Source organism: Natronincola ferrireducens (genome assembly GCF_900100845.1).
Lineage (GTDB): Bacteria > Bacillota > Clostridia > Peptostreptococcales > Natronincolaceae > Natronincola_B > Natronincola_B ferrireducens.
The window spans coordinates 946,990-963,991 of sequence record NZ_FNFP01000001.1 but is presented as its reverse complement, the minus strand read 5'-3'; the positions used below and the strand labels follow the sequence as shown (position 1 = coordinate 963,991).

Below are 17,002 nucleotides of genomic sequence, written 5' to 3'. Positions count from 1 at the left end.
TCACCCTATTTCTTAAAAGTTTTTTGTAAAGAATCTATATACAAGTATATAAAAATCTTTGTCTATTAACAAGTGTTAAGGAGACTGATTATGACCTTCTATATCTATCAGTATAGGGAAGATGAGTTTCTTGAGGTGCTAAAACCCTTGAAACAGTTAATCATGTGCCATGAAATTGATACTCATATTGAAATACCTAAAGAAAATAAAAAATATTATTTGATGTTGTCAGTTTGTAAAAAATAGTTCTATCTAAAAAATACATTAAAGCTGAGAAGAGATTTTTCTTCTCAGCTTTAAAGATCATATTAAAAACATAGCCACGATCGTAGTAACAATTAACCCTGTAATGACAGGAATAAAATTTCTTCTTGCTAAGTCCATAGGAAGTACCTTACAGATAGCTGCCGCAGGAATCAATCCCCAAGGTACAATAGTACCTCCACCTACCCATATAGCACCTATCTGCCCTAAAGCGGCTAATCTAGCTATACTGCCATTTACTGCAGTTCCAAATAATCTTGCCAAAGCACCCACTAAAGGTACCCCGGAGAATCCAGAGCCGTCTAACCCTGTTAGTGATCCAATAGTCATCTGCATTGCAGCAGCAGTGGGCTTATTCATTGGTGCTATAGAAGCTAATGCCCCTCCTAAATCTGCTAATATACCTTGAGAGTTTAGTGGTAATGCTTCACTGCCCATTACTTCAACAAAGGTTCCCATATCTCCCATATAGAAGAAGGCTGCTATAGGAATGATGGGACCGAATATTTCCATACCAAATACAAAGCCTGATTTAATATACTTCGTAAATTCTTCTAGCATTTTATTTCTAAATTCAAGGAGACATAAAATGGCCAGTATTAAAACCGCAGTTCCTCCTATAAGGGCGGTTGCATCTCCTCCCCTTAGGTTTAAAACAAACATAGCAATAATGTCTAAAGTAAAGGCTAGGGGTACTAAAACTGCTGCAATTTTCGTGTTCTTTGTCACTTCCTTTTCTTTTATTACTTCCCCAGTTACTATTTTTTCAGCGGTTATGATACCCCTTTTCATGTCTCGTTTTAATAAGATATACGCTGTTACTATAGTTACAAATCCCATAACACCAAAGAGAGGAATTCCTTTAACTATCAACTCTGTTACCTCTACTCTTGCTGCATTAGCAGCCAGGGTGGGTGCACCTTGAATAACAAAATCACTGGATAAAGCCAACCCATGACCAAATAAGTTGATAGCCATGGCTGCCCCAATTGCTGGAAGACCTACCTTTAATGCCACTGGTAGTAAAACAGCTCCGACTAAGGCGGTGGCTGGTGAGGGCCAGAAAAACCAAGAAACCACAAACATGACAATTCCAATAAACCAAAAAGCTTGATCTGGTGTCTTAATAAGTTTTGTAAAGGGTTTTACCATTAGTTGATTTGCCCCTAAGTCTTCTAACAACCTGGACATAGAGACGATTACCGAAATAACAAAGATGATTCCCAGTAATTCTACTCCAGCTACTACGAAGGAATCAAAGATTGCTCCTGTTGCCCCCGCAACACCCTTTTGAGCTGCCATTCCCATTAAGAATATCCCTAAAATACAGGGTATTAACGTATCCCTTCGCAGCACCATAACAACTAAAATCACCACTACCATCACTACATAGATCCAGTGAACCAAGGCTAACGACACCATGTTTCTTCCTCCTTCCATCAAATCCTCAACTATAAATCCCCTCTAAATCTCCTTTTCTTGTCTTTATTGAATTACTACTCCCCTTATGTCTAATAATCAAAGACAAGAAAACAAAAATTCCCTACTTATTCATAATATGAATAAGTAGGGAATTGGGTGCTGTTATATCTCAACTGTTATTTAAATAACAACTCTTTTTGTGAAAAATTGTCGTTTGTTTAATTGAGAAACTACAGTTACTTCAATAAATACTTTGAAGGTATCGCTATTAAAGATCTTTGATAGAAACTTTCTTGTCTTCACTACAAAAAATGATTTTTTTAATATTATTAAGGGTGGTCCTTAAAACAACTTTTCCATTCCATAAAGTAGAAATATATTTTAAAGTTTCATATGCATAGGATAATTCTAATTCTCTACCATCATATTCATGCTGTAAAACTAATGTGTTATCCTTAGCATCTACTTCTACTACATTGATATGGGGAAAACTACCCATGCCAACAATATTTGCTAATGTATCTCTAATTTTTTTCCACCCTTCTTCATCGGAAATCTCCTCAACTACATAAAAATTATTTTGTTTATTATACTGAAACAGGTTCATTTCTTCGCATAGTTCTTTTGTTAGATACTTTCTAATAAAGGATTGATCTCTCTCCAGCTTTCTTACCTCAAAAATTTTGTCCACACCATATTTTTTCTCAATATCATTAAATATTTTAAACCCAATATAATATGGATTTATATTTCCAGTAAAGGGTCTAATAACTAGATTATGTCTATTTAAAAATTCCATATGGAGGTGTTGAGGAAGCTCTAGCTTAGATAAAATTTTGTAATGCCAGTAACTAGCCCATCCTTCATTCATGATTTTAGTTTCGATTTGAGGCATAAAATATTTTGTCTCCTTTATTACAATTTCTACTATATCCCTTTCCCACTCTTGTAGTTTCCCGTATTCAGCCAAAAATCCTATTATATCTTCAGTAGCTTCCAGGGGTATCTTGTTTAAATCAGGAAATGGAATGTTTTTTTTCTCATCTAGTAGTCCCTCAATTTTACTATCTTTATAATATTTTTGAAGGATTTTTTCTTTCTTCTCCTGCCTAGATAATCCCTTGTATCCAATAACTTTAGATGTATGATACCTTATGGCATGGGCAGCATCTAATATCCTTTCCACCCCTTCATAACCAATTGAAGGATTTGCTATATATCTTCTAATCCTATCTCCATGATTTTTAAACATCTCCACAGTATATTCAGCTCTAGTACCCTCTAGAAACAACCTATTGTTTTTGAAAAAATCATTATGCCCATAGACATGGGCCATGGTCAATATTTGTAGAAGCAATGTATTATCCCTCATAAGATAGGCAATGCAGGGATTAGAATTTATTACCATCTCATAGGGTAATCCCTCTAGATTATACTTATAAAGGGTTTTTTTTCTTTCATAGTTTTTTCCATAGCTCCAATGGGGATAGTGGGAAGGCATCCCTACATAAGCTTCAAAGCATAGCATATCCTCATAGCTGCATATCTCATATTCTTGAGGATACCAATCGAGATTCTCGGCCTTAGCAATCATCCTTATCTTTTCATCCCACTTTTCCAATTCTTTAATTGTATATTCCATCATAGTGAAATTATTATTCCATAAGCCCTTTTTCTTTATCTAATAAATTTCTAAGGGCTGGAATAATATCCTCCTTCCTCCACATGGTTACAAGTGAAAAATTTGGATAATTTAGCTTGGCTTTAAACTCTGATCTAATTGTACTGCTACTGATATACCCGCCAATCCTTATTTCTCCGTATCCAAAAAGATTACAGGTCTCACATAACTCTTGGGCTAACTTCACAGCCTTAGTATTATCTTCCCTCCAATTATCTCCATCGCTACAATGGAATGCATAGATGTTCCATATAGAAGGATTATATCTTTTTTCAATAATTTCCAGGGCTTTTTCGTAACCACTACTGATATAGGTACCCCCCGATTGTCCCTTATGGAAAAATTCATCCTCATTAACTTCGAAGGCTTCTGTGGAATGGGCTATAAAAACGACTTCAACATTAACATACCTTAAATTAATAAATTGATATAATAAAAAATAAAAGCTTCTAGCTAAATACTTTTTAGTAATATCCATTGAGGCTGAAGTATCCATGATACATATGACTACAGCGTTACTTTCTCTTTTTATATCCTTTCTAATGTGAAAATATCTTAAATCCTCCTCCTTGAAAGGAAATCTTTTCTTTTCTTCACTCTGTTTGTATTCTAAACTATCACCATCAATATTTTGGGCTCTTTTAGTAGCCTTTTGCCTCTTTATCTTCTCTATCATGGATTTCTTTTTTGCAAGCCTAGGTGGAATTCCCTTTCTTTGATAACCTAATCTTTTGAATTTTTTTTCGGATTCTATTTGACTAAATCTTTTTCTTTCCATAAAGGGTAATTCTAGATCATCAAATAAATAATTTATTAATTCTTCTATCGTAATCTCTGTTTCATAAATATCTTCACCTTTATTGTTTCCAGCCTCTTCATCCCCCTGACCTTCTGATATTTCATCTTGACCTATCCTATCTCCCCGCTTTTCTTCACCCTTACCAGAACCTACTCCAGGCTTATTTTGTCCATATATAAATCTATACTCCTTTATCCCTTTTATAGGGATTTTTATTACTTTATCTTTACTTTTACCTATAATACTTTCTTCTGCTATGATGTCCTTTATGTTCTTTTTGATGGAATCCTCAACCAATTTTCTATGTCTTAATCTATCTTCTGCTGAACGATCCCTGCCTCTACCATCAAATTCTTTAAAGATTGTCAAGTTATCACCTCCCTACAACATAGGGCTTTAATCCTTCCATAAATTATTAGCTGAGTATTTAAGGACTACATTACAACAGTGCTCACAATAGCCATTTCTCTTCATTTCCTCCACCATAGCATCATATTTTTCTCTTTGTTCCTTATCTCTTACTTTTGTTTGGGTTATCACTCTACTTAAGGATCTTACTGAAGTAGTTAATTTTTTCTCTATTGCTTCTTTAAGGGGTTGATAGCAAGTGTAATCTATCATGCCGCCATTTCTAATAATATAAAACATATAGGAGGTTACATCTTGTCTAAAGCCTTTTGCTGCGGTACTAATTATATTTATTTGTTCTTCAATAGATCTTAGAAATTCTTCATCTGGTTCCAACTCTTCTCCCGTACTACTATCTTTTAATTTAGTTTTGTTGATATATGCTTCTGCATGATCTAAATAATTATTAAACAAGTCTTCCGCTTGTTCTTTATATCCATGTATAAAAGCCTTTGTAACCTCATTCTCAAGAATTCTATTGTATTCCTTCTTGATGATATTCTGCAAGAAATTAAGGTATTGCTTTTTTAAATCCTCACTTATTGACAGTTCCTTTACTGCTTTTACTAATACTTCCAGAATAGAAATTGGATTTATACAGTTATCCTCAGATTCAGCTATTGCTTGGTCTAAAGCCTTCATAATAAATCTTGGAGAAATGCCTGTCATACCTTCTCTTTGTACTTCTTCTCTTAATTCTAATATATCTATCTTTTTTGTAGTCCCCTTCTCCACGATTTCTTCCCCATTGTATAATTTAAGCTTTGTAAGGGGATTTGCTTTATTTGAAGGAGCTAATCTTGTTAGAATAGCAAACATAGATGCTACCTCTATTGTATGGGGAGCTATATGCACGGTAAAATTACTCTTGTTTAAAATTTTTCTATATATTTTTATTTCTTCCCTTAACTCAAGACAGTAGGGTACTTCTATTTTTACAATTCTGTCTAAAATAGCTTCATTTGTATGGTCGGATTTAAATTTATTCCATTCTGCCTCATTTGAATGGGCTAAAATAATTCCATCAAAATAAATCATTGAAGATTTACCTGGAGAAGGTATGCTTTTTTCTTGGGTTGCTGTAATCATAGTATGGAGATATTCTACTTCATTTTTAAAAACTTCAATAAATTCTACTATTCCTCGATTACCAACGTTAAAAGCACCATTTAGTGATAATATCCTAGGATCATCCTCAGGATATAAATCTAGCTTCGAAATATCTACAGAGCCTATTAATACCGATGTATCTTGATTATTTGGATCTACCGGTGGTACAACCCCTATTCCTTTCCTGGATCTAATACTAAAATCTACGGTTTCAACAGGGAATCTTTCGAATTCACCGTCATATTCATTTATTAGTCTATATCTGCATACTGGACATAAGTCTCCTTCTATTTTTATATTCAACACTTCTTCAAATTTATTTCTCAAATGATTGGGAACTAAATGGAGGGGTTCTTCCCTCATGGGACATCCTTTAAGGGCATATATAGGATCGCTTGTTTCTAATCCCTTTTTTAATGTCTCTATTATTGATGATTTGCCAGCTCCCACAGGTCCCACAAGATATAATACCTGTCTTGCCTCTTCTCCCTTCATAGCTGCAGTGTTGAAGTAACTTACAATTTTCATTAATATTTTATCTATGCCAAAAAAATCTTTCTTGAAAAATTTATATTTTTTAATTACATCGTTTCCATATATTCTTCTTAGTCTAGGATATTCAACAGTATTGATTACTTCCTCACCCTCCTCAATGATTGTTCTATACATTCTTTCATGGGCTAACATTGCAATGGATGGCTCCTGCTTAATAATTTCTAAATAATCTAAAAAGGTTCCTTCAAAGCTCTTCTTCTTTCTTTCATCCCTATCTTGTTGTATTAACTCTCGAAAGTAACCCATATATAATCCCCTCCTTTAAGTTTAACTAACAATATTTACTAATCCTCATAATAAAGATGTCTTAAATTATAAACTTCAACAAAAACTTATTTATTATCTATATGTATGTCTCTTGGCTTTGTACTAAAACCTATATTTAAAATTGAGATGGTAATTTTAAAAAGTTCAGTTGAAGTTTTGAAGGACTAGAAAGTCAAATCTTTACCTGACCTAAGGGCTTTTAAAGGAAATATACAAATTAAAAACGGCATGAATCCAGTTAAATACTGATTCCATGCCGTTTAAAGAGCTTTTGAACAAACTCCTTTGGGTGTATTGTTTTTAGTTTACATCACCTTATTTTTATTATCTAATCTAATTGCAACCTATCCGGTAACATTTATATCCCTTATCATGTATAAAATTTATCTAGTTACCCAAAGCTGTATTAATCCTTTAAATTTAAATTGTAGCTTTTTAACTTTATTATGAAACACTCTCTACTACATATGCATCCTTATTATCAGCATCTGACTTTAATGAGGATTCACAGCTATACTCTTTTCTATCCTTATATTCCTCTTGCTTTCCTTTATTCCATGCCTGTACGGGTCTGTGGAAACCTACAACCCGGGTCCAGATTTCTGTCTCTCTTTGACATTGTGGACACTCTGGCTGTTCTCCTGTTAAATAACCATGTTCAGGGCATATGGAGAAGGTTGGGGTAATGGTAATGTAGGGAATACTACTGTTTTCCATTACTTTTCTAATCAAAGTTTTACAGGTCTCTACATTATCGATAGCCTCACCAATAAAGCCATGGAGTACCGTTCCTCCAGTATAAAGGGTCTGTAGCTTCTCCTGTAACTCCAGTACTTCAAAAATATCCTCTGTATAGCCTACAGGCAATTGGGTTGAGTTAGTATAGTAAGGTTCTTCCTCACCTTGGGTAAAGATTTTAGGATATATTTTTTTATCCAATCTAGCAAATCTATAGGCAGCTCCTTCCGCAGGTGAAGCTTCAAGATTCCATAGACTTCCAGTTTCTTCTTGAAAAATCTGCATTACTCTATTCATGAATTCCATAATTTCTATAGCAAATTCATTGCCTTCTTCTGTAGTAATATCTACCCCTAATAGGTTAACACAGGCTTCATTCATACCATTGAGACCTATTGTAGAAAAATGATTTTTGAAATATTCTCCTGTGCCATCCTTTACTCCCTGAAGGTAATGTCTAGAGTAGGGATATAAACCAGCATCCATATACTTTTCTAAAACAACTCTCTTGGCTTCACATATTTCCTTAGAGTACTCCATTAATTCTCTAACTCTACGTTTAAATTCTTCTGGTGAATTAGATAAATATCCAATTCTACCCATATTCAACGTTACAACATTGATGGATCCTGTTAATGGATTAGCCCCAAACAGCCCACCACCCCGTTTTCTAAGTTCTCTATTATCTAAACGAAGACGACAGCACATAGATCGAATATCCTCTGGAGATAAATCAGAGTTTAAGAAATTAGCAAAGTAAGGTGTACCAAATTTTCTTGTCATCTCCATAATGCAATTGACTACTTCAGTATCCCAGGGGAAGTCTTCAGTAATATTGACAGTAGGAATTGGGAAACTAAAAGCTCGACCAGCTCCATCCCCCTCCATCATAACCTCACAAAAAGCTCTATTAAATATATCCATTTCCTTTTGGAACTCACCATAGGTCTTTTCCATATTTTCTCCACCAATAATTACTGGTTGTTTTTTCAATAATTGGTGGGGTGTTATATCTAGGGTTATATTGGTGAAGGGTGTTTGAAATCCAACTCTTGTAGGAACATTTAAGTTAAACACAAATCTTTGTAGTGCCTTTTTCACCTGTTCATAATCCAATTTATCATAATAAATAAATGGTGCTAAATATGTATCTATACTAGAAACCGCCTGAGCTCCAGCTGCTTCTCCTTGGAGGGTATACAATAAATTCACCAACTGACCTAAGGCTGATTCAAAATGCTTTGGCGGCTTGGATTCAATCTTTCCTTTAGCTCCTTTAAAGCCCTGTCTTAAAAATGCCTCCAAATCCCATCCACAGCAATAGGGTGCCAACAGACCTAAATCATGTATATGTAAATCCCCTCGGGTATGGGCGTCCCTTAATTCTTTGCGATAAATTTTATTTAACCAATATTTTTTTGTAATACTTTCAACAATATGATTGTTTAACCCCTGTAGGGAAAAACCCATATTGGCATTTTCATTTACCCGCCAATCCTCTAAATTGACATATTCCTCAATCATTTCCTCGGCATCCATAAAGAGGTTTCTTACTTCTCGAATTTCTTCATGTTTTTTTCTGTACAGTATATATGCTTTTGCTGTTTTAGCATGTCCTTCTTCAATTAAGACCTTCTCAACAATATCTTGTATATCTTCTACAGAAGGAATACTGGCTCTACAGGTTTCGTTTAAAATTTCTATTACCATTTTTGTTAGCTTTGACGCCTTCATTTCATCTTTGCCACCCACAGATTTTGCAGCAGCAAATATAGCATTTTTTATTTTAGAACTGTCAAAATCTACAATCTCACCATTTCTTTTTTGTACTTTTATAACAGCCATAATACCCTCCTATTTGTATGATATTTTTCTTATTCTACTATATATTGTATATAATACATGATTATGCCCCTAATTTGCAATAGAACTTTAGACATAAATTTCCGTTTTTTTTGAAATTTTTCTACACCATACCTCATTTTTCTTACCTATTGTAACAAATGATAATTTTTAAAAATTTTATAAAAAAACAATAAAGAAAGGGTGTGCTTTACACCCTTATTCCCACTTAGGTAAATGAAATTCTTCATCCCCTTCTTGAATACGTTTTGCTTCTGTCTCAGATATGATATAAGCATCTACACCATGCTCATGATATTGTTTAATTTTTTCAATAGCCTCATCTCTAGATAATACATTTTCTAAAAACCCATTTTTCGTATAGATTACATACTTGTCCTTCATTCATATACCTCCTTTATTATAACTGTAATTTTAGTATTCCTCAAATCTAATAATCTAGACATGGGACAAAAAAGTCCATCTACCTATTATTCCCTCTAGGTAATGGACTTTTTTACACCATCTTTATATTTTATCTTTTACCTATAATTTTTATTGAGGTCCTTCTTCTACTGCCTTCTCAACTACTTCTTTAAAATCCTTTGTAGTTAAAGTAGCACCTGTTATTACCTCTACTGCTTGAACATCTTGAACTTCAATTAATTGTTGCTCTAATGCTGGATAAGCCTCTTTCGCACTGATACCGGCTGCCGATTCCCACAGTTCATTATATTCTTCATTTTCTGATTTTCGATTGCCTTCTTCATCTAGTTCGTCATAATCTACCTCTGTAATTCTTCCATTTTCTACTACAATATCAACAACACTTGTCCACCCTTTTTCATTGGGTTCTAATTCACCACGATAAGATCCATCTTCATAATTCATTTCTCCTTCTGGAGTTTCATCCGTCATTTCAGGTGTTTCATCTGGAGTCTCTTCTGGAGTTTCTGTTGGAGCAGGAGGTGCTTCCTGAGTTCGGCATCCTACGGTAGCAAAACCCACCATCAGCATTACAACAAATAAAATAAGTATTTTATTCTTCATACAAATCACCTCTCAAAGTTTTTTATAAAGTTTTTTATTAAGATGTCATTATTAGTTTGTACAAAATTAAAACCTCTATTCCATTTTTTTGAGAATAGAGGTTTTCTCAGTTTATTATCTTGACAGAACCCCAGAATTCATAGAATGCTAAAATCAACAATAGTGTTTAATAGAGCCTTTATTTAAAGAAAAAGTTTTTTTTGTGGAATTGAAAATCATAGATGAGCAATGCCATAATACTGTAAAAAACTATACCACTAGTAATGGCAAGTAAAGTTGCTATGGCTTCTTTTTGTAGCTGTAAATAGGTATAATTAAAAACCAGTATAACACCTATGGCCATTGTTCCTGAAGCTACTATGGGCTTTAAAACCGTCTCCCTTATAGAAAGTCTCAAACCGACAGTCCTTTCAATTTCTATATAATTTAAAATCATAACAACCCCATAACCACAAATAGAACCTGTAACAGCTCCTATAATATTTAAATGGCTTACTAAAAGAAAATAACTGACAATAATCTTTACAATAACCCCTATCAATAAATTTCTTACAGGAACAAAAACCCTATTCATACCTTGCAAAATGCTGGTGAGGGTCTGAGCTAAAGAAATAAATAGAACATTTACTGCTAGAACTTTTAGTATATCTCCCCCCGCCTCTGTCTCCCCCCAAAGTAAATGAATAATAGGAGATGCCAGTAGAAAAAGACCTAACGTTGCGGGAAAGGCAATTATCATGGTTAGTTTTATCCCGGTTTTGGCCTTTTCCCTTAGTTCTAACATATTGTTTCTACTGTTAGCTTCTGATATAGCTGGAACAAGACTGGCAGCCATGGCCATACTAAAGGTTAAAGGTACATTTATTAACGTAACGGCCTTTCCCGTTAATCTGCCATAGAGAATTGTCGCTCCCTCTTGACTATAGCCACTCTGTAAAAGTCTTGCTGGGACAATGATGGAGTCCATTAATCCCATAACAGAACTGAGTATCGCTCCTATTGTTATAGGAATAGCCAGCCAAATCAGCCTTTTTACTATTTTTGAGGTAGACTCTTTTCCTTTATTCCTTCTATAAGCAGTATAATCTGGAAAGGATTTTCTTGTGAACAAATAATACCCCAGTAATAAAAGGGCTCCTAGTAAAGCTCCAGCTGTAGCTCCAAAGGTCGCCGCTCCTGCTGCATATCCTACACCTTTATCTATATACATATAAGCCAATCCTACCCCAATAACCACCCTTCCCATTTGTTCCACAATTTGAGACAATGCCGTCGGCATCATAATTTGCATCCCTTGAAAATACCCTCGAAAAGCCGACATAATAGAAACAAAAAAAGGAGCAAAGGCCAATCCTATAATGGCATAATAGGTTTCAGGAGGCCAATCCAACAGTTTAATAATCCTATGGGCTCCAAAATATAGAAAGCATGAGGAAAATATACCAATAGCTATAATCATAAAAAAGGAAATACGAAAGACCTTTTTAACACCACTATAATCTCCAATAGCTATTTTTTCAGAGATTAATTTTGATATAGCGGCAGGTAGACCAATTATTGATATAGATAACATAATGGTATAAATGGGATAAGGCAATCCAAATAGCCCCATACCTTCATCATGGATTAGGCGTTGTAGCGGAATTTTGAAAAATATTCCTAAAAATTTTGCTATAAGCCCTGCTACAGCTAAAACAAATGCTCCCTTAATAAATCTTTTATTAGACATAAAAGTACTCCCTCACAATGAAATATTCTATAGTAAGTATATTCCAGTGGGGAGTAACATCATGACTGATTTTAATCTTCTTTAATTTTTCTCCAATGATAAAACCAAAACCCTCCACCTACTAACATGGCCGATAGGCTATAAGATAAATCCCTTATATTTTGTGTCCTTCTCCTGGTAGCTTCTTGCTTTAAATATTCTTCATAACGCTTTTCTATTTCTTCCCGAGAAAGCTCTGGGTCCTGTCTTTTTCCTTCAGAGTTATAAACATAATATCTTTGTTGATAATCCTCTAGGGTTTGGAAATAATATCCATCGGCACCAACTACTAAATCCACAGTTCTGTGGATGGTAAAAATTGTACCAAAAATAAATATAACTAATGTAACAAGACATACTAAGTAAAGATAAAGACTTCTTAAATTTAAGTTTTTTGTCAAGGATAACCCTCCTCCTAGTAAGATAACTAAGGCAATAATGCCAAACAACAATAATGGGATTAATGATAAAACGATACCAACCACCTACTTTAATATTTTGATATAATATTTATAGTGTTATTGTATAATTTGATATTCAAGAAGTCAATTACATATATTTTGTTAGAATCGTCAGATAGAAAGGAGTAATTTATGGATTCATTAGAAAACAAGGTTCAATCATTAAAGGATGAGCTAGTTTCTTCTATCCAACAATTAGTTCAAATTAAAAGTGTAGAAGCTGAGGCCCTAGAAAAGATGCCCTTTGGTAAAGGTGTTAACGATGCTTTACAATTTACTTTAGCTTTGGGAGAAAAAATGGGTTTTTCTACAGTTAATAAAGATGGCTATTATGGTTATATAGAAATGGGGGAAGGTGAAGAATTAATTGGTATCTTAGGTCATTTAGATGTTGTCCCGGCAGAAAAGCCTGAAGCTTGGACCTACCCTCCCTTTAGTGGTGAAATAGCCGACAACCGTATATACGGTAGAGGTACTCTAGACGATAAAGGTCCTTTATTAGCTGTCCTTTATGGGATGAAGGCATTGAAGGAAGCTGATATTCCTTTAAATAAAAGGGTTCGTCTCATCTTAGGTACTAATGAGGAAACCCATTGGAAAGATATTAATAAATATATTGAGGAAGAGGAAATTCCCACCTTAGGCTTTACTCCAGATTCTGATTATCCTTTAATTAATGCAGAAAAAGGGCTTTTGCAGGTGAAGCTATCCATCGATGAAGGTACTTCCTTTAAGTTTCAAGGTGGGACTGCTTTAAATAGTGTTCCCGAATCCTGCAGCTTTACTGGAGAGGATTTACAATCCTTGATTAAAACTGCTGATGATTTAAATTACCAGTATATTATCCAAGAGAACACCTTCACTTTTTTAGGAAAAGCTGCCCACTCTGCTAAGGCTTGGGAGGGTAAAAATGCCATCGTTCAAGGGGCATTGCTTTTATCTAAGGAAAAGGTTACTTCTTCTGTAATAGATTTTGTTGCAAAAGAAGTAGGAGAAGATGTGTATGCCCGAAGGATATTTAACAATTATTGTGATAATGTCTCAGGAAACCTAACTTTTAACATAGCTAAGGTTCTGATAGATGAAAACAAACAGGAACTATATATTGATATCCGTATGCCAGTCACTAAAGAGATGAAGGAGGTATTAGAACTTTTAAAAAAATCTGTTAAACCCTATGGACTTAATATGGAGGTTTTGGACTCTCTACCCTCCCTTTATGTTCCAGAGGATCATTATCTAGTTCAAACCTTAAGGCAGGTATATGAAGAGGTGACCAATCAAAATAGCACGCCTTTGGCAACTGGTGGAGCCACCTATGCCAGAGCCTTTAAAAATTTCGTTGCCTTTGGCCCTCTTTTTCCGGGAGAAGAAAAAATGGCCCATAAGGCCAATGAGTATATAGACATTGATAGCTTAATGAAAACCACTGTTATTTATGCTAAAGCCATCGTAAAGCTTCTACAATAACTAATAAAAGGGAAGATTATATCTTCCCTTTACCTATAATGCCAATTATTTTAAAGATATTGGCTAAAATTATTTTATCAGTGAATTTACAAATCTACTATATTATACTTTAATCTTCCTTGCCAGCCCAAATAATGGAGCTGTTCCTCCAACAGTTTTTTGCTTAGATCTATGATATCCTCTGTGTTTAAGGAATTTATCATAGTTATCTCTGTGTATCCTTGATTTTTTTCCATATGGAGGAGATTCTCCTCTGTTAATAATCGTTTAAGTTGATTGGCAGTGCCTCTATTGCCATCAATTAATTGCACTCGATTTCCTGTCATTATGTTAAGTTCTTCTTTAATAAAGATGTAATGGGTACATCCTAAAACAATAGAATCAATTTCCTCTATATTAATTTCCTTAAATAGGTTATGGAGGTATTGTCTTATTTCTTCTCCCCTACCCCCATTTTTCTCGATAATTTCTACTAAACCTGGGCAGGGTAGTTTAATTATTTTGTTCCTATTGTCAAAGCATTGAATTAAATTATTAAATTTCTTTTCCCTTAAAGTGACTGGCGTTGCCATAACAATAATTTTACCTGCTTTATTTAGCTCTACTGCAGGTTTTAGAGCTGGTTCCATCCCAACAATAGGAATATCTATTGCTTTTCTTAAGTCCTCAATAACTCCACTTGTTGCAGTGTTACAGGCCACCACCAACCCTTTAATGCCAATTTTCAGCAATTCCTCCACTACATTTAAGGATAACGCCTTTACTTCCTCCGTTGTTCTCATTCCGTAGGGAGCATTCTTTGAATCTCCATAATAGATGTATTTTTCCTTTGGTAAACGATGAATTAGCTCTGCCAGCACACTAATTCCCCCTACACCAGAGTCAAAAACACCTATCGCTAAGTCACTATCATATTTCACGGTTTTAAACACCCTCCTATTTATAATTTATTCAACCTCTTAAGCATCTCTTCCCGTTGCTTCTCATATCCCCTCTTTCCTAAAAGGGTAAACATGTTGTTTTTATAAGCTTCTACTCCAGGTTGATCAAATGGATTAACACCCAACAGATAACCACTGATGCCACAGGCTTTCTCAAAAAAATAAACCAAGTATCCATAAAAATAGCAGCTTATTTCAGGAATATTAATAATTAAGTTTGGAACACCTCCATCATCATGGGCTAGGAGGGTAGCTTCAAAAATGCCTTTGTTAATATCGTCTACAGTTTTTTCCGTCAAATAATTTAACCCATCTAAATCCTTCTCCTGCTGAGGTATAAGGACTTCCTCCTGCAAGCTTTCTATATGTAGAACTGTCTCAAAAATATTTCTTCTACCATCCTGAATATATTGTCCCATAGAATGTAAATCAGTAGAAAAATTTACAGAAGCCGGGAAAATACCCTTGTGATCCTTCCCTTCACTCTCTCCAAACAATTGTTTCCACCACTCACCCATATAGTACAGGGATGGTTCATAATTTACTAATACTTCTACAGTTTTTCCCTTATTATATAAAATATTTCTTACTACAGCATATTGATAACAATGATTTTTTTCAAGTGTTGAATTGTTCAAATCTTTATAGGCTTCATAAGCTCCCTCCATGACTTGTCCAATATCAATGCCTGCCACTGCAATGGGGAGAAAACCAACCGCTGTCAATACAGAGTATCTTCCCCCAACATCATCAGGAATAACAAAGGTTTCATACCCTTCCTCTTCAGACATTGTTTTTAATGCTCCCTGCTCTTTATCAGTGGTGGCATAAATCCTATCCTTTACTCCCTCTTTACCGTATTTGTTCTCCATATATGCCTTTAAAATACGGAAAGCAATAGCAGGCTCTGTAGTGGTGCCGGATTTTGAAATAACATTTAAAGAGATATCCTTACCCTCTATTATTTCTAATAAATCCTTTATATATCTTGCACTCATATTGTGTCCTGCAAAATAGATTTCCGGTGTTTTTCTTTTATTCTTTGGTAACAGATTATAAAAGCTATGGCTCAACATTTCAATAGCAGCCCTTGCCCCTAAATAAGATCCTCCAATACCTACAACTATTAGTACATCCGATTGATTTTGTATTTTTTCAGCTGTTTCCTTAATTTTTTCCAGTTCCTTCTTATCATAGAAAGCTGGTAAATCTACCCAACCCAAAAAATCATTTCCTAACCCCGTTTTGTCATGCAACATTTTATGAGCTATATCTATAGTAGGCTCAAGTGCCTTTATTTCATGATTTCCTATGTAACCTAATGCCTTTGAATAATTAAATGTAATTTTACTCATCCCCTAAAACCCCCTTATGTTGTAAATTTTTACTTAATAATATTATTATAACAAAAAAAGTAAAAAAGTCTTCCTTTTGAAGATGCAAAGGATGACTTTTTTAAAGCCAATAAATTGTTGGTGCTGTCTTTTTTGTGAAAATATTTACTGTTAAAAATTATCCTATGTTTTTTTCAAACTCTACTTCACACATATACCCTATGCCTCTGACTGATTTTATATACTGCTCCTCTACATTATTTTCTTCTAGTTTCTGTCTGATTCTCATAATATATGTATTTACAATTGCTTCATCGTATAATTGACTGTTCCATACATTTTGCAAAATTTCTTTCCTAGAAAGTACAACAAATGGATTTTCTATCAAATACAATAACAACTTAAATTCCGTTTTAGAAAGCTTAATCTCCTTATCTTGTTTTAAAATCTTATGGGCATCCTTATATATTTTTATATCTCCAAACGCTATAACTTTATTCTCCTGCTTTGAAGGGTTATATCTTCTTGCTCTTGCTATGTGGGCTTTAATTCTGGCGATTAATTCCATTGGATCAAAAGGTTTTATGACATAGTCATCTCCTCCAACCCCAAAGGCACGAATCTTGTCATAGGAGGCTGTATTTGCACTTAAAAAAATTATTGGTACATCAAAGTTTTGTCTTAATCTTTCGCAAACTTCTATGCCATCAAGATGATTCATGTTTATGTCTAGTATTATTAAGTCAATAGTTTCATCACAAAATGCCAAAGCATCTTTGCCATTGTAGGCTTTAACTGCTTTAAATCTATAAAGATTTAAATATTCCTCAATCATTTTTACTAAACGTTTGTCATCATCTACTACCAATATCTTCCCTTGAAAGTCCATTTT

14 protein-coding genes are annotated in these 17,002 nt (G+C 34.3%); 2 read left to right on the top strand and 12 right to left on the bottom strand.

Translation table 11 applies throughout. The features are described 5' to 3' along the window. Positions 1-90 precede the first annotated feature (90 nt). Positions 91-246, top strand: coding sequence for a hypothetical protein (locus BLS22_RS15030; protein WP_176762051.1), 156 nt, complete (start codon positions 91-93; stop codon positions 244-246). Positions 247-303: 57 nt separating this feature from the next. On the opposite strand, the gene BLS22_RS04375 is transcribed toward BLS22_RS15030, so the two are convergent. From BLS22_RS04375 to BLS22_RS04335, 9 genes are all read right to left on the bottom strand, one after another. After that, positions 304-1,686 carry a hypothetical protein gene (locus BLS22_RS04375; RefSeq protein WP_090550859.1) on the bottom strand — a complete coding sequence of 461 codons (1,383 nt, stop codon included), beginning with the start codon at positions 1,684-1,686 and terminating at the stop codon, positions 304-306. A 268-nt stretch (positions 1,687-1,954) separates the two neighbouring features. Beyond that, complete coding sequence (locus BLS22_RS04370; protein WP_090550857.1) at positions 1,955-3,331, bottom strand: SpoVR family protein; 1,377 nt, start codon at positions 3,329-3,331, stop codon at positions 1,955-1,957. Between the two features lie 10 nt (positions 3,332-3,341). After that, positions 3,342-4,535, bottom strand: a complete 1,194-nt coding sequence (gene yhbH, locus BLS22_RS04365; protein ID WP_090550855.1) for a sporulation protein YhbH — start codon at positions 4,533-4,535, stop codon at positions 3,342-3,344. Between the two features lie 27 nt (positions 4,536-4,562). Continuing rightward, positions 4,563-6,485, bottom strand: a complete 1,923-nt coding sequence (locus BLS22_RS04360) for a PrkA family serine protein kinase (protein WP_090550852.1) — start codon at positions 6,483-6,485, stop codon at positions 4,563-4,565. A gap of 465 nt (positions 6,486-6,950) precedes the next feature. Next, positions 6,951-9,089, bottom strand: a complete 2,139-nt coding sequence (locus BLS22_RS04355) for a ribonucleoside triphosphate reductase (RefSeq protein WP_090550848.1) — start codon at positions 9,087-9,089, stop codon at positions 6,951-6,953. Between the two features lie 216 nt (positions 9,090-9,305). Further along, positions 9,306-9,491: a hypothetical protein gene (locus BLS22_RS04350; protein ID WP_090550844.1), complete on the bottom strand. Its 186-nt coding sequence runs from the start codon at positions 9,489-9,491 to the stop codon at positions 9,306-9,308. 150 nt (positions 9,492-9,641) lie between these two features. Further along, positions 9,642-10,136 carry an FMN-binding protein gene (locus tag BLS22_RS04345; protein WP_090550841.1) on the bottom strand — a complete coding sequence of 165 codons (495 nt, stop codon included), beginning with the start codon at positions 10,134-10,136 and terminating at the stop codon, positions 9,642-9,644. Between the two features lie 178 nt (positions 10,137-10,314). Beyond that, a complete protein-coding gene (locus BLS22_RS04340) occupies positions 10,315-11,865 on the bottom strand; it encodes a putative polysaccharide biosynthesis protein (RefSeq protein WP_090550839.1) in 1,551 nt (516 codons plus the stop codon). Between the two features lie 71 nt (positions 11,866-11,936). Further along, complete coding sequence (locus BLS22_RS04335; RefSeq protein WP_143011248.1) at positions 11,937-12,305, bottom strand: hypothetical protein; 369 nt, start codon at positions 12,303-12,305, stop codon at positions 11,937-11,939. Between the two features lie 192 nt (positions 12,306-12,497). On the opposite strand from BLS22_RS04335, the gene pepV reads away from it, so the two are divergent. Further along, positions 12,498-13,835 (top strand): dipeptidase PepV, encoded by a 1,338-nt coding sequence (gene pepV, locus BLS22_RS04330; protein ID WP_090550834.1) that lies wholly within the window; start codon positions 12,498-12,500, stop codon positions 13,833-13,835. Between the two features lie 86 nt (positions 13,836-13,921). Here the strand turns inward: pepV and murI are convergent, their stop codons facing one another. From murI to BLS22_RS04315, 3 genes are all read right to left on the bottom strand, one after another. Then, positions 13,922-14,755, bottom strand: a complete 834-nt coding sequence (gene murI, locus BLS22_RS04325) for a glutamate racemase (protein WP_090550831.1) — start codon at positions 14,753-14,755, stop codon at positions 13,922-13,924. 20 nt (positions 14,756-14,775) lie between these two features. Continuing rightward, on the bottom strand, positions 14,776-16,131 hold the full coding sequence (locus BLS22_RS04320; protein ID WP_090550829.1) for a glucose-6-phosphate isomerase: 1,356 nt from the start codon (positions 16,129-16,131) through the stop codon (positions 14,776-14,778). Between the two features lie 157 nt (positions 16,132-16,288). Continuing rightward, positions 16,289-16,999: a response regulator transcription factor gene (locus tag BLS22_RS04315; protein ID WP_244269454.1), complete on the bottom strand. Its 711-nt coding sequence runs from the start codon at positions 16,997-16,999 to the stop codon at positions 16,289-16,291. Positions 17,000-17,002 lie beyond the last annotated feature (3 nt).